The following is a 20,343-nucleotide window of genomic DNA, read 5'->3' as shown; positions in this document are numbered from 1 at the left end:
AAAACTGGAAGGACTTTGACTGAGATAAAGGAAACACGATGAGCCTGAAAGGCGAATCGATGTTGACTTATCGTAGGGAGAAGTCCTGAAGTTTTCTAGTCGATAGGCGCTGGAGCTAGACAAAGCAGATATTAATTAGGAAAATTAATCCTATAAAGTTTTTATTTTCTTACCTTTTAAACAAGCACACAAAAACGTACACTAGCTAAATAACATCATAGCACTCACCATTACATCTAGAAAAAAACGACCGCACACATCAAAGATTCCACACAAATCCTCGATGCTATGCGGTCATTTTAATAAAACAAAGCCAATTCACCATACAAAAAAGATGCATTATTATTCAAAAAATGTATAAATGGTGCCAGGCACCGAAGGAGTGGGGAAATGAAGAAGATTATTAATGAGGCGAATGAGGTTGTGCAGGATATGTTGGATGGGTTGATTGCGGCGTTTCCGAATCAGTTGAAGCTGGTGGAGGGAACGACGGTTATTGCGAGGAAAAATGCACCGATACCGAATAAAGTGGCGATTATTAGTGGGGGTGGCAGCGGTCATGAACCGGCCCATGCCGGGTATATTGGGAAGGGGATGCTTGATGCTGCAATCGCTGGTGAAGTGTTTACATCGCCAACACCTGATCAAGTATATGAGGCGATTAAAGCAGTAGACGGTGGTGCTGGGGTATTTATGGTGATTAAAAACTACACGGGCGATGTGTTGAATTTTGAAATGGCAGCAGAGCTGGCAGAAGCTGATGGGATCCAAGTAGCACAGGTAATTGTTAATGATGATGTCGCGGTAGAGGATAGTTCATTTACAACCGGACGCAGGGGAATTGCGGGAACTGTATTCGTTCATAAAATCGCTGGTGCAAAAGCAGAGTCAGGTGCGACATTACAGGAAGTACAAGCAATTGCCGATAAAGTAGTAAATAATGTTCGATCGATGGGGATGGCATTAAGTCCTTGCACAGTTCCAGCTGCAGGAACACCAAGCTTCGAATTAAAGGAAAATGAAATGGAAATAGGCATGGGGATTCATGGGGAACCGGGAACGGAGAAAAAGGAAATAGCTAGTGCAAACGAAATTGCTGAAGAGTTGACGAACAAAATATTGGAGGATATGCAATTAAATCATGGGGATGAAGTGGCAGTAATGATAAATGGTTTAGGTTCAACACCAGAAATGGAACTATACATCGTAAATGGCAAAGTTCATCAAATTTTATCCAGTAAAGGAATCAAAGTGTACGAAACGTTTGTAGGTGAATATATGACTTCATTGGAGATGGCTGGTTGCTCAGTTACGCTTTTAAAACTCGACGAGGAACTTAAACAATTATTAGATGCTGAATCATTGGCACCTGCATTCCGCAAATAAATAAAGGATGTGTCCTGATGAATCTCACTGTCGATAAAACGTTGAAATGGATTATAAAGGCTAATGAAAAAATTCAAACCAATAAAACGTATTTAACCTCTTTGGATCAAGCAATTGGTGACGGTGACCATGGAATCAATATGGCCAGAGGGTTTCAAGAAGTCGTGAAGAAGCTTTCTAGTAGCCATTATGAAACGGTTTCTGATTGTTTCAAAGATGTAGCAATGACGTTAATGTCAAAAGTTGGCGGCGCCTCAGGTCCAATTTTTGGAACGGCGTTTTTAAAAATGTCAATGGCCGTAAAAGGAAAGGAATCAATTAGTCAAGCTGAATTCACAAGAGCCCTTGACGATGCGATAAAAGGGATCATTCATCGCGGGAAAGCAAGTGAAGGGGATAAAACGCTCCTCGATGTGTGGATGCCTATTTTAAGAATCCTTCAGGAAAACGATGATGTTGATTGGGATGTTATCGATCATTCAGCTAAACTCGCAATGGAAGCAACGAAACAAAGACTGGCGAAAAAAGGGCGTGCGGCTTATCTAAAAGAGCGTTCAATTGGACATATTGATCCCGGTTCAGCATCCTCTTATTATCTATTTCAATCACTTGCAGAGGTCATAACAGAAGGAGATAAAAATGAATAATGTTGGTATTGTCCTTATCTCACACAGTTCAAAAATTGTTGAGGGCATTAAAGATATTCTTGCACAGGTTGTGAATAATGTCCCAATTGGTACAGCCGGAGGAACGGACGAAAATGAAATAGGTACGAGTATTGAAAAAATAGTAAAAGCAATCGAGCAAGTCCATAATGAAAAAGGGGTCATACTCCTATATGACCTTGGTAGTGCCATGATGAACGCAGAACTTGCTAATGAACTAACAGGCTATAAAAATATAAAAATAGCAGAAAATATTCCATTAGTAGAAGGAGCCTATATAGCAGCAGTCGAATCTAGTATAGGAAATGACATTGACAAAATCATCCGCAGTATACGCGAGTCCTTTTAATGGATTGAGTTTCTAACAAAGCACAGAGTGGATTGGAGCGGAAGGAGTTTGACTCCTGCAGCGGAAAGGAACGGTTCATTTTAGCCCTTAAACCCCTTTAATAAAACAAAATCCCGGTCTTAATAAAGACCGGGTATATAAAAAAGGAGGTTCACTAGACTTTCTTAGGGGGGGAGAGTCTAGATTTAAAGGATTAAGCATTGCTTGTCCTTGGTAAATACATCATAAAATAATTTTCCTACATCTGAATGAAAGGAAGATGAAAAATTAATGAGAAACAAAATTGTCACAAATGATTACAATTCTTTTACGTACTCTTGAACAATTTGGCCAAGTTTTTCAATCTCTTCTTTCCAATGCTTTGAAGGATAGTCTTTCATCATAAAAAGTATGCTTTCAATTAAGAAAATCTTCGGTTTCCTTGATATAAATAACTCTTCTTGAATGAAGTCTAGCGATTCTTTATACTTACTTCTTTTTTCATTATCCTCAATCATTTCCAACAATTCTTTTAAATATTTGATCTGCTGATGGACACGCTCCTTATATCCTCTTTTTTTCTCCGAAAACCCTGGAAGCCATTGTTCAATAATGTCGGGGTCTAATAATTGTGCATGTGAATTTGAAACATCTTCTACGATTTTCTTCAACCGTTCTACACTGTAGCGAATAACCTGTAAGGGAGAAGCATTAGAATAAAATTTCGCCAAATAATTATAATGAAAATTATGATGAAGAATCCCAGTAAACATGACGGCACAATCTAATAAATATGGTTTTTTGTCTTCCCCAAAAATATCAATTAACCGTTCATTCATCCAAATGAGATTGTCATATTGTGTACGTTTAAAAAATTGCTTCAAATCTTCGTCTTTAGAAACAGTCACCTCTTCAAAAAGAGAATACAGTTTATCAGGTTTATTCGTTTCCATTTATAATTCAATTTGTTTAATAAAAATTTCAATATCCGACCGATTTTGTCCAATTAATAATTTTTCTCTCTTTTTTTCAAGTTCATTATACGAATCCGCGAAAATCGCGAGTAAAAGTTCATTTTTCGAAGGAAAATAATTATAGAATGTACCTTTTGAAATACTGCTTCCTTCTAAAATATCTTGAATAGAGGTTGCTTGAAACCCTTTATGAATAAATAATTGATGGGCAACAGTCATAACATGCTGTTTTCGACTTTTCATTTTTATCACCTGAATTTAAAATTGTACTACTTGTCTAAATGTATACTAACTTATAATTCCATATTGTACAAACTTATATATACTGCTATTTTATTAGTGAAAAAACATGGAATGAACGTATAAAAAGTTATTCCGTATAATTGAGAATGGTAGGAAGTCCCGCATGCGTTTAATGTGGTTTTTTTTATTTTTAGGGAATGGTAAATTTTACACAATACGGATAACTTTATTATGAAAAGTGCCTATGTCCGGATCCAGCCATATCTACTAGAAAACTTTAAGATTTTTTAAAACTTTTTAAAAGGATTTCCGTCTAAATATAGAATTTTAAAAAGATGGGGGGGACCTGAGTTGCCTGATGCAAAACAGATGGAAATTGAAGAATGGTATGAGAGGTATAGTGATGCGATTTTTAAATATATTCTCCTCATGGTAAAAGATTATCAACTTGCTGAAGATCTAACCCATGAAACTTTTATGAAGGCCTATACAAAACATCAAACGTTTAAACAAGATGCAAGCCCAAAAACATGGCTATTCACGATTGCACGAAATGTCACCTTAGATGATTTGAGAAAACGAAAGCCGATTATGCTGTTTAAAGATGTGTTTAACTCGAAAAAAGATAAGCAGCCATCACCTGAGGAGATTGTACAGATAAAAGAAACGTCCCAAGAACTGGTTAAAGCATTAGGTGAAATTAAGACATCCTACCGAGAGGTGATTATTTTACGAAAGATTAAAGGATTCTCCATTGAAGAAACTTCTAAGATTTTAAATTGGTCGGAGAGCAAAGTGAAATCAACGTTATTCCGAGCCGTTCCCGCATTGGAAAAACAAATGCTAAAGGAGGTTTTCTTAAATGAAAAAACAGTTTGATGAAAGTATATATGATACATCACTGGAAAGATTGGATTCAGAAATTAGTTGGAATATCGATCGAAAGAGGAAAATGCGGAAAAAAATCGCAGCAGATTTAACTAGAAGAAATATGCGCTCAAAAACCCAAAAGGTCTTTGTTTATTCATCGACAGTAGTTGCAGCCCTTCTTGCATTTATTATTTTTGGGTATAACATCGTAATGGATAATAGTAACGATATTCAAAGCGCAGCTCCACATAATCAAAATGTACATAATGTACATGGTGCATCTAAAGGTAATATAGATTTCCCTCTTTTTCCCGCTAACGGAGAAGTGAAAGGCAATACATTTACAATGAATGATCGGACCTCATTTATTATTTCAGACGAAGCTACAATCCCTGTTGATATCCGAAAGGTACTGCCAAATATTACTGGATATGCTTCTATGGCGAATTCTACTAATTTACAAGATGTCATGGTCGATTATCCGTATAAAAATAAAGGGAATTCCTTATTAGTTAGAGTACTGCCAAATGACGAGGAAATTAATGAGATTATAAAAGAGCTAACGAACAAAGAATCGGGATATAAAGAAATGAAGATTTCCAATAAACATGCCGTATTATGGGAAAACACGGAGAAAACATCCCCACAAGTCTTTATTGTAACTAAACAGTTTATGTATACTATCCAATATGCTTATAACCAACAACCGATAATAGATGAAAAACCTTTAATAGATCTGGCGAAACAGATTCAGTTTTATCAATAACGAATAAAAAGCCCTATTCTAGGGCTTTTAATCGTTTCTCAAATACAATTTTGAATAATCTTTCCTATAGGTGTAAAACTAATGGTCACTTACCCAAATCATTAAAAAAGGAGATGGGGAAATTGACTGGGGAACAAAGACTATCCTTAGAAAAAGTAGAAAATGCCCAGGAACATGCAGTCCACACGTTTATGGAGTACTGGCATCGATTTTCAGACTTCCATACATGGCAATTTTGGTTACATATGGCTATGCTTGTCGTACCGTTAATCTGTGTATTCATTTTAATCGATCGAAAAAAGGCACTTCAAATTGGATTTTATGGTTTTAATGTACATGTTTGGTTCACTTATATTGATACAATTGGTGTTAGGAATTCATTATGGGTATATCCGTTTCAAGCGATTCCGTTTATACCTGTAAGTTTCGGTTTAGATGCTGCTCTTATCCCGGTGTTATTTATGCTTGTTTACCAATGGTCGATTAACGAAAAGAAAAATTATTATCTTTGCTCCATAGGACTTAGTTTAATTTTATCTTTTATTATTAAACCGATATTTGTTGCAATGGATCTTCTTGTTCTAATGAAAGGAATGAATTATTTTCATTTGTTTTTAGGGTATATAATTGTACTCTTGTTGTCGAAATGGATTGCTAATTTATTTTTATATATGCAAAAGAAAAGCAAAGCAACAGTATAAGTTGTTTCGCTTATTGAATCATTATCGGTATATATGGCTGGTTGATTGTTGGTATTGTAATCTCCACGGTCGTCCCTTTATTTAGTTCACTTGATATATGAAAGGTTCCGTTATGGCTTTCGATGATTCTATAGCATGTCATAAGTCCTAGCCCTGTCCCTTTTTCCTTCGTAGTGTAAAACGGCTCCCCTAATGTAGAAATACGATCTTTAGGAATGCCGATTCCTTGATCAATAATACAAATTGAGAGCTTCCCTTTTTGCTTTTCCTGGACCTTGATTTCAATCAATCCACCATTCGGCATTGCCTCGATGGCATTTTTTAAGATATTGATTAAGACTTGTTTTAGTTGGGTTTCTTCGCAAGAAATTCGGGGTATACTTTCATTCATATCAACGTTTATTTGAACATTATTTAATATTGATTGTGTATTGATTAATGTAACAACATCTTCGATTAATGTTCTTACATCATTTTCTTTAAATACGACTACAGAAGGTTTGGCCAGGACAAGGAATTCACCTAAAATAATATTAATTCGATCCAGTTCAGTTAGTACAAGGTCATAATACTCCTTTTGATAAGTATTTGAACGGAATAATTGAATGAACCCTTTTATAGAGGTAAGTGGATTACGAATTTCGTGTGCAATTCCAGCAGCCATTTGACCGACAATGGCTAGTTTTTCCGACTTTTGAAGGAGAGAATCGGTTTGCTTTTTTTGATCGGTTACATCTTTACCAATAGATAAAATGACATCTTTTCCTTCATATCGCAATAATACTGATGTTGCATCAAAAAATATCGTTTGCCCATCAAATCGAATCAATTTGTGTTCAATATTAGGAAGAGGCATCCCATTCTTCTTAACTTGGTGCACCCTTTCAATTACTCTATCAATATATTCCTTATCAATAAAATCGTATATGGATTTAGAAATGATTTGACGTTTTGATGTAGCTTTCAACATTGAAATTGCCGCTTCATTTGCGTAGATAATTATTTCATTGTCATGAATGAAAAGCGGATTTGGCAACCAATCAATTAATTTTCGGTAACAAGCTTCATTTTCTCTTTTTTGTGTTGCAAAGTATTGTAGTTTATCATACTGCCAACCAACAAACCAGGCAATAACAGTCGCAATAACAGCGTCAATCATGTCACTAAATTGAAAATGCTGGGTAATAACAGCTTGTCCAGTGGAAAATAGGATTGAAACAGAAATTAACACAATTTGTGCAGTTTTTTTCATGGATAGGTCCCTCGTCCAGTGTTTTAATATAAGTATATAGTAATATAACTGTCTTAAAAATTGAAAATTATCAAATAATTTTCGACAGAAATATGTATAAATGTCGAAAAATATGAATATTTGTTGATAAAATTTATGGACAGTAATAAAATGAATAGTATTAAAAATTTCAAAATATCAACACTACGATAATGGCAAACCTTGCGAAAGTTAGGGACGCAAAGCTACGGGTCTAAGGTTCTAAGGAATGATGATCGCCGAGCCACCGAATAGTCATGAAAAGATTTTTATTGGCTATTTCTTATTTAGGAATAGTTTTTTTATTTCTATTCTTATTTAACATTATTAAGAATGGAGGATTATAATGGAAAAACCCTCGATTAACACGGATACATCGACGGATTATACGAGTGTCCGAATTAGTTTAAATCAATTAAAAGGTTTGTTAAAAATGTATATTACTCCATTATCGGGATTAAAGATTAGAACAAAAGATGGAGAATTATTCGAGGTGAATACTGAAACAATCATAAATGTTTTGGTTACTCATCTAAGCCGCACACAATTACTCGAGCTCCTGCATATGTTTCAAATAATCAAAAAGCGGAAATCCAACATTAAACATTATTTTGAATATATTTTGCAAGGAATTGTATTTAAAGATAAGTAGTAAAAGGAAATTTCCCTGCACAAGGCAGGGAATGGTTAGTTAGTTATTATATCCATCAACAACAAGATCTAATTTTCCTGTTTCCGGATCGATAACTAGACCTTGCACTGGAATATCATCTGATAATAAAGGATGTTTTTTAATTATTTTAATGTTATGTTCTACACTCATTCCGCATTTGTGATGTCCAATGACTTATATTTTGTCAGCTTGGAGCTCACAAACATCAATTGATAGACTTTTCATAGTACTCCGAAAAGGATGAGAGACAATGTCCCCGGCATTTTTTACCCTCTCTTTTGAAAAAATCTTTTTAAATAGTAATAATCCCATTCCAGTGAAAACGACCCCCATTATGGATGATTGCCCATTTTTTATCCAAGTAATTGCACTTTCACCTATTCCGTGCTAAAGTTAATTCATAGTTATTTTATAGGAAATGAGGGAATTAAGTTTGGGCAGAGAATTTAATGAGCTTTTTGATGAATGGTCCCTTTCTTATGACAATACAGTTTCCGGAAATGATCCGGAATATGAAGATGTGTTTATCCATTATGATGAAATATTAACGAAAGTCGCCGAACATGCTTCCGGAACCGTTGTTGAGTTCGGTGTGGGAACAGGAAACTTAACGGCGAAGTTATTAAATAGAGGATTAAATGTATATGGTATGGAGCCTTCTGAAGGGATGCGAAAGATCGCTCGCAAAAAGATACCATACGTAAAAATTTTGGATGGGGATTTTTTAGAATTTCCAAAGATATCAGAGTCTATCGATACTTTTGTGAGTACTTACGCTTTCCATCACTTAACAGATGAGGAGAAAGCGAAAGCGATTAAAAAATATAGTACGTTGTTAAATAATGGTGGGAGAATTGTTTTTGCCGATACCGTATTTGCAACTTTGAATGCCAAGATGGAAATGATTCAAGATGCAAAGCGAAAAAACTTCCTTCGATTGGCGGAAGATTTAGAAAGAGAGTACTATACAACAATTTCAGTTTTACAGGATATTTTTAATCAAAATGGCTTTTCCGTCTCATTCACGAAATTAAATCCATTTGTCTGGTTAATAAATGGCGAAAAAGTAGAATAATAGATTCAGTAATTGCACCTAAAGCTTAAATAAAATGAATGATTGGCTAAAAGAGGGATAGGCAATGAAATATGCAAAGCATATCAGTGAATTGATTGGAAATACACCGTTAGTTGAAATTACTTCTTATTCACTTCCGAAAAATGTTCGTTTATTTGCAAAGCTGGAATATTTTAATCCAGGAGGCAGTGTCAAAGATCGCTTAGGTCAATATTTATTGAAACGAGCATTAGATGAAGGGAAGCTGCAGAAGGGTGGAACCATTATTGAGCCGACAGCTGGTAACACGGGGGTCGGCCTTGCGATGGCTGCTATCAAGTTCGGGGTAAAGGCGGTTTTCGTGACACCTCAAAAATTTAGTATCGAAAAGCAAACACTTATGCGGGCACTTGGTGCAACAGTCGTAAATACACCTACGGATATGGGCATGCAAGGTGCCATTGAGAAGGCGAAGGAGCTTTTAATAGAAATTCCTAATTCATATTACCCAGGACAATTTCAAAATTCCGCTAATCCAGATACGTATTATGAAAGTTTAGGACCAGAGATCTACGAAGCTCTTGATGGAAAGATAGATGTGTTTGTTGCGGGGGCGGGTTCTGGTGGAACGTTTATGGGAACTTCCCGCTTTTTAAAAGAAAAGCTTCCACAGATCAAAACGGTAATCGTTGAGCCAGAAGGTTCCATTTTAAATGGCGGGGAGTCTGGTTCGCATCGGACAGAAGGGATAGGAATGGAATTTTTGCCGCCATTTATTGATCGGGAATATTTCGATGAGATTCACACGATCTCAGATGAGGATGCGTTTTTTCGCTTAGCAGAGATTGCACGAAAAGAGGGGCTTTTAGTCGGAAGTTCTTCAGGAGCTGCTTTAGAAGCATGCTTAAGAGAAGCGAGGCAAGCAAAACCTGGAACGAATATCGTGACCATTTTTCCCGATAGCAGTGAGCGATATATAAGTAGCGGGATATATCAATTCAATGAAAGGTGAGAAAAAAGATGAAGAAGAAAACAAAATTTATTCATGGCGGCATTAGCCGTGATCCATATACAGGAGCTGTTTCGACCCCTATCTATCAAGTCAGTACGTACAAACAAGAGGGAGTAGGTAATTTTAAATATGAATATTCAAGAACGGGAAATCCAACTCGTGAATCATTGGAAAAATTGATTGCCGATATTGAAAATGGTACCCGTGGCTTTGCGTTCGGATCTGGGATGGCCGCGATAACGGCTGTGATGAATTTATTCTCATCAGGCGATCATATTATTGCAACGGATGATGTGTACGGTGGGACGTTCCGTGTGATGACAAAGGTTTTAAACCGTTTCAATCTTGAAGTGACGTTTGTAGACACAAGTGATTTAGATGCAGTAAAAAATGCCGTCCGACCTAATACGAAAGCTATATACGTCGAAACACCGACAAATCCTTTGTTAAAAATTACTGATATTCGTGCAATAAGCGGGATTGCAAAAGACAAAGGACTAAAACTCATTGTCGATAATACCTTTAGCACCCCTTACTGGCAAAATCCATTGGACTTAGGTGCAGATATTGTCCTTCATAGTGCTACAAAATATCTTGGCGGCCATAGTGATGTTGTTGCTGGCCTAGTCGTCGTTAATGATGAACAATTGGGTGAGGATGTTCATTTTATCCAAAATTCAACTGGTGGTATTCTCGGACCACAAGATAGTTGGTTATTGATTCGTGGGATTAAAACACTAGGCATCCGCATGGAGGAAATCGAGAAAAACACGTTAGATGTCGTGAAATTTCTGCAAGAGCATTCCAAGGTAGAAAAAGTCTTCTTCCCGGGATTAGCTGAACATCCTGGACACGATATTCATCGCACACAAGCAGATGGTTTCGGTGGAATGATTTCATTTACTGTAGTAAACCAAGAAAAAGCTTTATCTGTGTTAAAGAATGTGAAATATTTTACGTTAGCTGAAAGTCTCGGTGCGGTTGAAAGTCTTATTTCAATCCCATCACTAATGACACATGCGTCAATTCCACGGGAGCGTCGTTTAGAACTTGGAATTGAGGATGGATTAATAAGAATATCAGTAGGTATTGAAGATATCGAGGATCTCATTGAAGACTTAGGGCAGGCACTAGATTCTAAATAATTTGCCTATTGACGGAAATGACCATTTTTTATATGCTAAAATTTGTACAAATTCATACCCGTACATACGGGAGAGGTTCATAGCTGAAACCCTCTATAAAAAACTATGGATTCATGTCATTTAAAGCCATGTCCATATCAGGATATGGCTTTTCTTTTTGACCATTTATTATAGTAGCTATGAAAAAAGTGAACCTCTCTTAAATGTACGAAACATTTAAAGGAGGTTTTTTTATGTCTGGAAGAAAAAAAGAAGAAGGACTAGATGAATTAACATTATTAGGGAATCAAGGGACGAAGTATGCATTTGATTATGCACCACAAGTATTGGAATCAGTTGATAACTTGCATGTGGACCGTGATTATTTTGTGAAATTTAATTGTCCGGAGTTCTCTTCACTATGCCCAATCACAAACCAACCTGACTATGCAACTATGTATATCAGCTACATCCCTGATAAAAAAATCGTAGAAAGCAAATCTTTAAAACTATATTTGTTCAGTTTTCGAAATCATGGAGATTTTCATGAGGATTGCGTGAACATCATCATGAATGACCTAATTAAATTATTAGACCCGCGATATATTGAAGTGTGGGGAAAATTTACACCGCGTGGCGGGATATCGATTGATCCGTATTGCAATTACGGGAGACCGGGAACCAAATATGAGGATATGGCTGCATATCGTCTGATGAACCATGATATGTATCCTGAAAAAGTAGATAATCGCTAAGAAAGGAATCAATCGACTATGCTGTTATATTTAAATGGAATATTTGTAGGTTTATTAATTTTATCCAATATTGTCGCGGTAAAATTATTTAGTATCGGTGATTGGGCAGTGTTGCCCGCTGCCGTCATCATTTACATTTTTACGTATCCGATTGTGGATACGATTGTTGAAGTGTATGGAAAGGATGCGGGACGTAAAACGGTAAAAGCAGGCTTAATGACCCAAATGCTGGCCATTATTTTTATTACGATTACGATTTATTTGCCATCAGCACCATTTTTCGAGCATCAATCAGAATATCAAACGATTTTAAGTGGCAGCTTTCGAGTCATTATCGCGAGTCTAGTTTCGTACGCTGTTAGTCAGAATTTGGATGTATATGTTTTTAATAAACTGAAAGAAAGACATGGAGTGAAAAAGCTTTGGCTCCGAAACAATGCATCGACTATGCTTAGTCAATTAGTGGATACAGCGATTTTTATTTCAATCGCCTTTTTTGGCACAATGCCTGTTGCTGCATTAATCATGCTCGTCTTTACACAATACGTATTTAAATTTATCGCATCCATTGTTGCCACACCATTTGTATATGTATTAGTAGGTTGCATTCGAAAGAAACAATCAAAGTCTGGTTTAAATAAAATAGAATATTTGTCCTAGTCTAAATTATGATACAATAGATATATATCGATGCAGGGATGATCTCTGCATCGAAAAGTTTTATCTACATACATTTCTCCATTAGAAAAACACACGTAAACTTTTTGAAATATTTTTGAAACCTTCTTAACGTTTTATCCGTAAATAAATCATAAAGAAAAATTGAAAGGTGTGATCATCATTCATCATTTTCACTATAACACGTAAAGGATTTGGTGCGAATGACCATTTTCGGAACATCGATTGAAACGGTTTATTTAGTTCTCCTAATTGTTGCAGGGAGTCTTACGATTCTTTATATCCTATTTGGGGATATTTTCCATGGGATCGGAGAGGCACTCGGTTATTTACATCCAACATTAGTTTTATCTTTTATCACCTTTTTTTCCGCATCCGGCTATATTTTTGAGCGGGTAACCTCATTATCCAGCATTCTTATTATGGCCATTTCAGCAATTATTGCGATCATACTTGTCACACTTTTAAATGTGTTTGTCCTTATACCGCTATCCTCTGCAGAAGAATCACTTAGCTATACGGAGGATTCTTTAAAGGGACGGGTAGGGAAATTAATCATATCGATTCCACAAGACGGATATGGTGAAATTGTCATTGATAGTAAAAGTGGAATGATTTCTAAACCTGCCGCAAGCTACGAAAATCATTCAATTGAAGAAGGCAAACAAGTGTTAATCATTGAGGTAAAAGATGGTGTTCTTTATGTCGTCCCGTATGAAAATAATCGACTATATAATGAAGACCTTGAAAAAATAGAAACTATATAATTTTTGTTAGGGGGAGAAGCTATGCTTGAAGGTGTAGGACTATGGGTTATCATTGGGATCGTTGCATTTTTAATTATTGCATTAATTGGTGTATTCATTACAAAATATCGAACAGCGGGTCCCGACGAAGCATTAATCGTAACAGGAAGCTATTTAGGTGGACGCAACGTCCATACAGATGAATCAGGAAACAAAATAAAGATTATTCGTGGTGGAGGTACATTTGTGCTTCCGGTATTCCAACAGGCACAACCATTAAGCTTACTATCTAGTAAACTTGAAGTAACAACGCCTGAAGTGTATACGGAGCAAGGTGTTCCAGTCATGGCTGATGGTACGGCAATTATCAAAATTGGCGGATCCATCGGTGAAATAGCGACAGCTGCAGAACAATTTTTAGGAAAAACAAAACAAGACCGTGAGAACGAAGCGAAAGAAGTATTGGAAGGTCATCTCCGATCCATCTTAGGTTCCATGACGGTAGAAGAAATTTATAAAAATCGTGATAAATTTTCACAAGAGGTACAACGTGTTGCATCACAAGATTTAGCTAAAATGGGGTTAATCATCGTCTCATTCACGATTAAAGAAGTTCGTGACAAAAATGGCTACTTAGATTCTTTAGGGAAGCCAAGAATCGCGCAAGTGAAACGTGATGCCGATATCGCAACAGCTGAAGCCGATAAAGAAACAAGAATTAAGCGGGCAGAAGCTGCTAAGGATGCTCAAAAAGCAGAACTTGAGCGTGCAACCGAAATAGCAGAAGCAGAAAAAGTTAATCAGCTAAAAATTGCTGAATTCCGCCGTGAACAAGATATTGCAAGGGCGAAAGCCGACCAAGCATATGATTTAGAAACGGCGCGCGCGAAACAGGATGTAACCGAACAAGAAATGCAAATCAAAATCATCGAGCGTCAAAAGCAAATTGAATTGGAAGAAAAGGAAATACTTCGTCGTGAACGTCAATACGATTCAGAGGTTAAGAAAAAAGCAGATGCCGATCGTTATGCTGTTGAACAAGCAGCGGTTGCGAATAAAGCGAAAGAAATTGCTTCAGCAGATGCGAATAAATATCGAATTGAAGCAATGGCTAAAGCCGAAGCGGAAAGAGTCCGCGTGGACGGTCTTGCTAAAGCGGATGCTCAAAGAGCCCAAGGGGAATCTGAAGCAGAAATCATCCGCTTAAAAGGTCTTGCCGAAGCGGAAGCAAAGAGAAAAATTGCCGAAGCGTTCGAAATGTTCGGTCAAGCGGCTGTACTCGATATGGTTATGAAAATGCTTCCTGAATATGCGAAACAAGTGGCTAGTCCGCTAGCAAACATCGATAAAATTACGGTTGTCGATACAGGCGGCAATGGCAGCGAAGGTGGCGCGAATAAAATCACAGGCTATGCAACAAACCTTATGTCCACTTTACAAGAATCATTAAAAGCATCATCAGGCATTGATGTAAAAGAATTACTTGAAAACTTATCAGGAAAACACAATATTCGCGGGAGTATTGATCAATTAACGTATGAAATGAAGGAAACAAAAGGTCAACTCGCAGCAGCTGATAAAGAAGAATAAAAAATGGGAACGAAAAGGAACAACTACTCGATTAGTTGTTCCTTTTCTTGTGTACGAATGTTTTTGTAAATGGAGAAGAAATACCGGAATTCATCAAAAAGAAGACGGTCATACTCTAAAAAATCAAACTCCGCAAAGAAGTCTTCTAATACATCGGGATCTGTATTTGATAATATGCCCGAAATTTCAATGGGAGTTTTTAAATGATTATACAGATGCCCATACCCTGAGTAAATAAACATATCCTCGATTTGGTGTTCTAAAATAACAATCACTCACTTTTTGTTTGTTTATCTTTTAGTATGTACCAATTACTGGTGGTTAGTGCATTTAATTTGTAATAGGAATCGGAAAGATTATGCAATAGATATGGATGGTAGATAATTATATTTCCAGATCAGATTATTATATTGGTAGACGTCCGAAAAGGGACTTTTCTATAATAAATATAGCGATGGGTATAGAAGGTAGAAATTGCGAGTTAAGTAAATCAAAGAGGTCGAATGATGTAGATAAAAGGTAGAAACAGCGAATTATCTAAATCAAAGAGGTCGAATGATATAGATAAAAGGTGGAAACAGCGAATTATGTAAATCAAAGAGGTCGAATGATGTAGATAAAAGTAGAAACAGCGAATTATGTAGATCAAAGAGAGCCAATGATATAGATAAAAAGTGGAAACAGCGAATTATGTAGATCAAAGAAGACCAATGATATAGATAAAAGGTGGAAACAGCGAATTATGTAGATCAAAGAGAGCCAATGATATAGATAAAAGGTGGAAACAGCGAATTATGTAGATCAAAGAAAGCCAATGATATAGATAAAAGCATCAAACCGAGAATTATTTACATCAATAAATAAAGATAGAGCAAATACAAAATTGCATCCATTAAAGACAGCCCAATCAATCTCAAAAATCAATAATCAAAACAAAACCCATCGCTAAGACGATTAGCGATGGGTTACTAGATTCATAGAATTATTTTGCTACTGTTTGCAGTTTATTAATAAACTGCAGAGAGCGTCCTGTACCGATGGCAACAGATTCTAATGGACTTGGCGCCAAATGAACAGGAACAATGATTTCTTTGCTCAACCATTCTTGAATGCCATTTAGCATAGAACCGCCTCCAGTTAAGATTACACCTCGGTCAACGATGTCGCCGCTAAGTTCAGCAGGACAGTTTTCGAGGGTTGCACGAATACTTTCTAATATACTTAGAAGGGATTCACGAATTGCACCTTGGATTTCTTTTGAGTGGATGCTGACTGTCTTTGGAAGTCCTGATACTAAATCACGGCCACGGACATCCATAGACATCCCTTCATGATCAACAAGTGCATAGCCAATTTCCATTTTTAATTGTTCAGCTGTACGTTCTCCGATGAGAAGATTGTAGTTTTTTCGAACATATTGAATGATATCCTCATCCATTTTGTCCCCGCCGATCCGAAGGGTATTGCATGTTACAACTCCACCATAGGAGATGATGGCTACTTCTGTTGTACCGCCACCGATATCGACAATCACGTTCGCTACCGGCTCGTCCACCGGTAAATCAGCACCAATCGCAGCAGCAACCGGCTCCTCGATTAAATGAACCGTTTTTGCTCCGGCAAGTTTTACTGCATCCTGGATGGCGCGACGTTCTACAGACGTTGCACCGGATGGCGTACAAACTACAACACTTGGTTTACGAACGGCGAAGCCTAGCTGCTTGCCAATTCTTTTCATTATTAATTTTAACATTTCGGTTGTAATATCGTAATCTGCAATGACTCCATCTCTTAATGGACGAATCGCCACAATTTTTCCCGGAGTTTTTCCAATCATGTTTTTTGCATCCGTACCAAAAGCTAATACGCGTTTCGTTTCAGTATTAATTGCCACGACAGATGGTTCGTTTAAAATAACACCTTTATTTTTGCTATAGACTAATATATTTGCAGTACCTAAATCGATCCCTATTTCTGTACCTGAAAACATATATGTTCACCTAACCCTTTTCATATGACTTTCTTCTTACATATAATACTTCAATAAAGTATAAGGTATTTGTGAGGGTATTTATGAATACAGTTTATTCCATTACGTAATATTACATTTTTTAAAATAGGAATATTATAGACAAGCCATGATACAACTGGGATAAGGGCGATTGATTTTTATCTTTAAAAAAAGTGTGTTAACTAAATTTAAAAATTGTAATGTATCAAAATAATTAGGTGGATCGGTTTTACGTGTATAGAGAGAGCGGAATATGAGTTTTTTATATAACAATATTCTATAATAAAAAAGGTTCAAATCAGTGTCGATTTGAACCTCTACCCTTAATACGTACGATAAACATATGGATCCTCTGGCTTAGGAATCGTATTCCATTTTGTTACTTCTAGAACAGGGATTGTTTTCTTAAATGGCTGATAGTATTGATTGCTTAATTTTCCTTCTACATTGATCCATTCATCATTTTTGAAATGAATATCCTTTGGAAACTGAACGAGCATCCCGAATACGCCGGAGTCAGCAACACAGTGGATGATACCAAACCGGAATAAGAAGATTTGATTTGATTCCAGTTCTTTTTCATTATAAGTAAATCCTTTAACCTGAATGGTTTTGTCGTCAAAATAACCAGGAAACTTATAAATGGTTTCCATCCCAATGAGGAAATCTTTATCATCAAGGACAACTTTATCCTTATTGTTAACAAATTTTTTCTTCGCTTTATCCATGTACTCATCGTAGCCTTCTTGCCCGTAGTAGATACTTGAATCAGGCTGTAAAAATTGGTGGATAGCTGATGTGTCTTTATCATTATACACATCAAAATGGAAGCCTTTTGCTTTTACAATATTAGAATCAAGTGTAGCAATTGGAATAAAGAAGACGGAAATAATCGGGAAAATAAGAACAGGATAGAAAATATATTCTTTCCACCCTTTTCTTACATGGTGATGATCACAACCATGTCCACAGTCATCTTCAGAAGTCTTTTTATCCCCTTTTACATAAATAATGAGTTGTACAAAAGTAAGGAAAAACATAACATAAATCGTAATGTAGGAGATATAAGAATACTTCATATTAATGTACTTTGAAATGGAACCTGTTACGTGCAGGTGCATAAAAAGAAACGAAAATCCAAGTAAAATGAGAAATCTTAGCATCTTTTCCCCTCCTAACTTATAAAAATCCTATAACAACTGAACCTAAAAAGACGAAGATACTTACATAGATAAATAAATATAGAACAAACTTAGATTTGAATGCACTTAACATCATTAACGTGTTTTTGATATCAAACATTGCGCCGAATACAAGAAAGGCAACTAATGAATTCAATGAAAATGTACTTTGGAATGATGCGGCGATAAATGCGTCTGCCTCTGAACATAATGAGAGAATATACGCGAGTGCCATCATAACGATATTTGATGAGTAGTCACCATGACCAATCGCAGTTAAAGTAGATGTTTTTAAAAATGTTTGCATCGCGGCAGCAATAAAGGCACCGAGAATTAAAAACTTACCAACTGAAAAGAACTCATCAATAGAGTGTTGGAGTGTTCCTTTAATTTTCCCAATAAAACCATGTCCATGATCATGATGATGGTGATCATGTGCCTCATCCCGAAGCTGGGAATCTTTAAATTGATAGGACAAAATAAATCCGATGATAAGAGCAACAACAAAGGATAGACCGCCTCGATAAAGCACCATTCTCCAACTGTTTCCAAAAGCAATATAGGTCGAAAATAGAACAATCGGATTAATAATCGGTCCGGTCAACATGAAACCAATTGCTGCATGAAGCGGGACACCTTTGGCCATTAACCGTCTCGTGATCGGAACGATTCCGCATTCACACGCCGGAAATAACGCACCGATAATTGTAGCTGACAGCACCGCCAAAAAGCGATTTTTTGGAATAACTTTGGCAATCATTTCTTCAGTTATAAACATTTGAATGACACCTGAAATAATGACACCTAATAGAACAAATGGCAATGATTCTATTAAAATACTAATAAAAATCGTATTCATTTGTAAAAATGATTGAGATAACAATACATCCACCTCCGACTATCTATGGAAGTTCTTTATTTAAATTTTTAACTTGTCCATTATAGCACACTACTAAAATGACGCATGTGTAGAAGAACTCCTCTAATGGAAATGAATTCATGTTATCGTCAGATTTTAGGAAGGAGCATGCAGTAAGCATGTAGAAATTATCTAGAGTTAAGGAGGGGCAGTATGGATTTGAAAATACATAATGATTTTTCGAAAGTAAATCTTGATGAAATGAAAAAAATATATGCATCTGTCGGTTGGACGAAGCATACAGAAGAGATTATTAAGCAAGTGTTCGAAGCAAGTAATGTTCTTGCCTTTGTTACCGTAAATGGTCGAATTGTCGGATTTGGAAGAGCGATGAGTGATGGAGTGTTTAATGCGGCTATTTATGATGTTGTGGTACATCCGGATTTCCAAAAACAAGGGATAGCTAAACAAATTATGCAGTATTTACTTGAGAAACTAAGTGATGTGTCCTGCGTTCATTTAATCTCTACAACGGGAAATGAAGGCTTTTATAAGAAGCTCGGTTTAAAAAGAATTAAAACAGGAATGGCAAGGTACCTAAATCCGAATCTAACGAATGAATATTTAGAATAACTTCAGAAAAAACGCTTGGAAAAATTTAATTCCAAGCGTTAGTTGTTATTCACTCTGAAAAGAATTGCGCAAGTTCTTCACTTTCTTTTTTGCGCATTTTACGATGTTCGGCTCTTCTTTTTGCTGTTTCATTTAACCATTTTTCTTGGTCGGTTTCGGGGACAACGATTGGAACCTCAACCGGACGGCCGTTTTCGTCTATGGCAACGAAGGTTAGAAAAGATAAAGCGGCAATCGCCTTTTCACCAGTTAGTAGATGTTCAGAAGTGATTTTTACGAAGACTTCCATTGAGCTTCGTCCTGTATGGGTGACCATCGCCTCCAATGTAACGGCATCTCCGACACGAATAGGCTTGATAAAATCAACTGAGTCAGTTGATGCAGTAACAATAGGATTTCTTGCAAATTTAGTAGCTGCAATCGATGCAGTGTCGTCTATGTAAGCCATTAATTTACCACCAAATAATGTTCCGTGATGATTTGTATCAGGTGGGAGCACATGACTTGTTTTTATTGTTAAGGTTTCTCTCATAAATTTCGTTGGGCGGTTACTCATTTTATTCACCTCAATTTATTTTTACTATATCCAATGAGCGGTATGATTATTTTACTAGTTAATAATACCATAATTTTCATTCCTATATTATATTAAAATAGACGTTCCTTTAGTGAAGTAGCTTACTACTTTGATGACTTGTTAAAATTTGGATGAAATTAATTGACAAAGAAGAGGGACTGCACATAATCTATAATTAAGGTCATTACTTCGTGGAGGATCCGACATGTTCATGCAAATTGCTAAGAATTTTCGACATCCACATATT

23 protein-coding genes, 1 pseudogene and 2 riboswitches are annotated in these 20,343 nt (G+C 36.3%); of the genes and pseudogenes, 15 read left to right on the top strand and 9 right to left on the bottom strand.

Going from position 1 to position 20,343, the window contains the following annotated elements; all coding sequences use genetic code 11:
• Positions 1-390: 390 nt before the first annotated feature.
• Genes dhaK through dhaM form a run of 3 tightly spaced genes read left to right on the top strand, consistent with a single transcriptional unit; the run spans position 391 to position 2,400 of the window.
• Entirely contained in the window at positions 391-1,386 is a 996-nt protein-coding gene (gene dhaK, locus I5776_RS17635) for a dihydroxyacetone kinase subunit DhaK (protein WP_202777680.1), read from the top strand.
• A 17-nt stretch (positions 1,387-1,403) separates the two neighbouring features.
• Positions 1,404-2,033: a dihydroxyacetone kinase subunit DhaL gene (gene dhaL / locus I5776_RS17630; protein WP_202777678.1), complete on the top strand. Its 630-nt coding sequence runs from the start codon at positions 1,404-1,406 to the stop codon at positions 2,031-2,033.
• Complete coding sequence (dhaM, locus tag I5776_RS17625; protein WP_202777676.1) at positions 2,026-2,400, top strand: dihydroxyacetone kinase phosphoryl donor subunit DhaM; 375 nt, start codon at positions 2,026-2,028, stop codon at positions 2,398-2,400. The genes dhaL and dhaM overlap by 8 nt, the downstream gene beginning before the upstream one ends.
• Before the next feature lie 296 nt (positions 2,401-2,696).
• Here dhaM and I5776_RS17620 read toward each other — a convergent pair whose 3' ends face one another.
• Positions 2,697-3,332, bottom strand: coding sequence for a TetR/AcrR family transcriptional regulator (locus I5776_RS17620; RefSeq protein ID WP_246483830.1), 636 nt, complete (start codon positions 3,330-3,332; stop codon positions 2,697-2,699).
• On the bottom strand, positions 3,333-3,596 hold the full coding sequence (locus I5776_RS21485) for a TetR/AcrR family transcriptional regulator (protein ID WP_246483829.1): 264 nt from the start codon (positions 3,594-3,596) through the stop codon (positions 3,333-3,335). It lies immediately after the preceding gene.
• Positions 3,597-3,947: 351 nt separating this feature from the next.
• On the opposite strand from I5776_RS21485, the gene I5776_RS17615 reads away from it, so the two are divergent.
• The 3 genes from I5776_RS17615 (at position 3,948) to I5776_RS17605 (ending at position 5,933) form a co-directional block, all read left to right on the top strand.
• A complete protein-coding gene (locus tag I5776_RS17615; RefSeq protein WP_246483828.1) occupies positions 3,948-4,475 on the top strand; it encodes an RNA polymerase sigma factor in 528 nt (175 codons plus the stop codon).
• Positions 4,459-5,232 carry a hypothetical protein gene (locus tag I5776_RS17610; protein ID WP_202777674.1) on the top strand — a complete coding sequence of 258 codons (774 nt, stop codon included), beginning with the start codon at positions 4,459-4,461 and terminating at the stop codon, positions 5,230-5,232. The genes I5776_RS17615 and I5776_RS17610 overlap by 17 nt, the downstream gene beginning before the upstream one ends.
• Before the next feature lie 122 nt (positions 5,233-5,354).
• Complete coding sequence (locus I5776_RS17605) at positions 5,355-5,933, top strand: CBO0543 family protein (RefSeq protein WP_202777673.1); 579 nt, start codon at positions 5,355-5,357, stop codon at positions 5,931-5,933.
• A gap of 10 nt (positions 5,934-5,943) precedes the next feature.
• Here I5776_RS17605 and I5776_RS17600 read toward each other — a convergent pair whose 3' ends face one another.
• A complete protein-coding gene (locus I5776_RS17600) occupies positions 5,944-7,185 on the bottom strand; it encodes an ATP-binding protein (RefSeq protein WP_202777671.1) in 1,242 nt (413 codons plus the stop codon).
• A gap of 183 nt (positions 7,186-7,368) precedes the next feature.
• A riboswitch (cyclic di-GMP riboswitch) is annotated at positions 7,369-7,455 on the top strand.
• A gap of 94 nt (positions 7,456-7,549) precedes the next feature.
• Between I5776_RS17600 and I5776_RS17595 the strand changes: the two genes are divergently transcribed.
• The gene (locus tag I5776_RS17595) at positions 7,550-7,855 is read left to right on the top strand and encodes a hypothetical protein (RefSeq protein WP_202777669.1); all 306 of its coding nucleotides are present in this window, start codon (positions 7,550-7,552) and stop codon (positions 7,853-7,855) included.
• Positions 7,856-7,894: 39 nt separating this feature from the next.
• Here the strand turns inward: I5776_RS17595 and I5776_RS21480 are convergent.
• Positions 7,895-8,146 (bottom strand): annotated as a pseudogene (locus I5776_RS21480) (carbonic anhydrase); the annotation flags it as partial.
• 163 nt (positions 8,147-8,309) lie between these two features.
• On the opposite strand from I5776_RS21480, the gene I5776_RS17590 reads away from it, so the two are divergent.
• From I5776_RS17590 to floT, 7 genes are all read left to right on the top strand, one after another.
• A complete protein-coding gene (locus I5776_RS17590) occupies positions 8,310-8,951 on the top strand; it encodes a class I SAM-dependent DNA methyltransferase (protein WP_202777667.1) in 642 nt (213 codons plus the stop codon).
• A gap of 64 nt (positions 8,952-9,015) precedes the next feature.
• Positions 9,016-9,942 (top strand): PLP-dependent cysteine synthase family protein, encoded by a 927-nt coding sequence (locus I5776_RS17585; RefSeq protein WP_202777665.1) that lies wholly within the window; start codon positions 9,016-9,018, stop codon positions 9,940-9,942.
• An 8-nt stretch (positions 9,943-9,950) separates the two neighbouring features.
• The gene (locus I5776_RS17580) at positions 9,951-11,087 is read left to right on the top strand and encodes a bifunctional cystathionine gamma-lyase/homocysteine desulfhydrase (protein ID WP_202777663.1); all 1,137 of its coding nucleotides are present in this window, start codon (positions 9,951-9,953) and stop codon (positions 11,085-11,087) included.
• A 66-nt stretch (positions 11,088-11,153) separates the two neighbouring features.
• Positions 11,154-11,200, top strand: a riboswitch (PreQ1 riboswitch).
• A gap of 120 nt (positions 11,201-11,320) precedes the next feature.
• On the top strand, positions 11,321-11,821 hold the full coding sequence (gene queF / locus I5776_RS17575) for a preQ(1) synthase (protein WP_202777661.1): 501 nt from the start codon (positions 11,321-11,323) through the stop codon (positions 11,819-11,821).
• An 18-nt stretch (positions 11,822-11,839) separates the two neighbouring features.
• Positions 11,840-12,481: a queuosine precursor transporter gene (locus I5776_RS17570; protein WP_202777659.1), complete on the top strand. Its 642-nt coding sequence runs from the start codon at positions 11,840-11,842 to the stop codon at positions 12,479-12,481.
• Positions 12,482-12,702: 221 nt separating this feature from the next.
• On the top strand, positions 12,703-13,266 hold the full coding sequence (locus I5776_RS17565; RefSeq protein ID WP_202777657.1) for an NfeD family membrane protein: 564 nt from the start codon (positions 12,703-12,705) through the stop codon (positions 13,264-13,266).
• Between the two features lie 21 nt (positions 13,267-13,287).
• Positions 13,288-14,835 (top strand): flotillin lipid rafts scaffold protein FloT, encoded by a 1,548-nt coding sequence (floT, locus tag I5776_RS17560; RefSeq protein WP_202777655.1) that lies wholly within the window; start codon positions 13,288-13,290, stop codon positions 14,833-14,835.
• 23 nt (positions 14,836-14,858) lie between these two features.
• On the opposite strand, the gene I5776_RS17555 is transcribed toward floT, so the two are convergent.
• From I5776_RS17555 to I5776_RS17540, 4 genes are all read right to left on the bottom strand, one after another.
• Entirely contained in the window at positions 14,859-15,077 is a 219-nt protein-coding gene (locus I5776_RS17555; RefSeq protein WP_202777653.1) for a hypothetical protein, read from the bottom strand.
• A gap of 740 nt (positions 15,078-15,817) precedes the next feature.
• Complete coding sequence (gene mreBH, locus I5776_RS17550; RefSeq protein ID WP_202777651.1) at positions 15,818-16,825, bottom strand: rod-share determining protein MreBH; 1,008 nt, start codon at positions 16,823-16,825, stop codon at positions 15,818-15,820.
• Positions 16,826-17,169: 344 nt separating this feature from the next.
• The gene (locus I5776_RS17545) at positions 17,170-18,009 is read right to left on the bottom strand and encodes a TIGR03943 family putative permease subunit (protein ID WP_202777649.1); all 840 of its coding nucleotides are present in this window, start codon (positions 18,007-18,009) and stop codon (positions 17,170-17,172) included.
• A gap of 16 nt (positions 18,010-18,025) precedes the next feature.
• A complete protein-coding gene (locus tag I5776_RS17540) occupies positions 18,026-18,886 on the bottom strand; it encodes a permease (protein ID WP_202777647.1) in 861 nt (286 codons plus the stop codon).
• 213 nt (positions 18,887-19,099) lie between these two features.
• Here I5776_RS17540 and I5776_RS17535 point away from each other — a divergent pair, with 213 nt between their 5' ends.
• Entirely contained in the window at positions 19,100-19,519 is a 420-nt protein-coding gene (locus tag I5776_RS17535; protein ID WP_202777645.1) for a GNAT family N-acetyltransferase, read from the top strand.
• Positions 19,520-19,568: 49 nt separating this feature from the next.
• On the opposite strand, the gene I5776_RS17530 is transcribed toward I5776_RS17535, so the two are convergent.
• Positions 19,569-20,075 carry an acyl-CoA thioesterase gene (locus I5776_RS17530; protein WP_202777643.1) on the bottom strand — a complete coding sequence of 169 codons (507 nt, stop codon included), beginning with the start codon at positions 20,073-20,075 and terminating at the stop codon, positions 19,569-19,571.
• Between the last annotated feature and the right edge of the window lie 268 nt (positions 20,076-20,343).

The organism is Heyndrickxia vini (assembly GCF_016772275.1).
Classification (GTDB): Bacteria; Bacillota; Bacilli; order Bacillales; family Bacillaceae_C; genus Heyndrickxia; species Heyndrickxia vini.
Note: the sequence above shows the minus strand (reverse complement) of the source record. Positions and strands in the feature narration are given on the sequence as shown.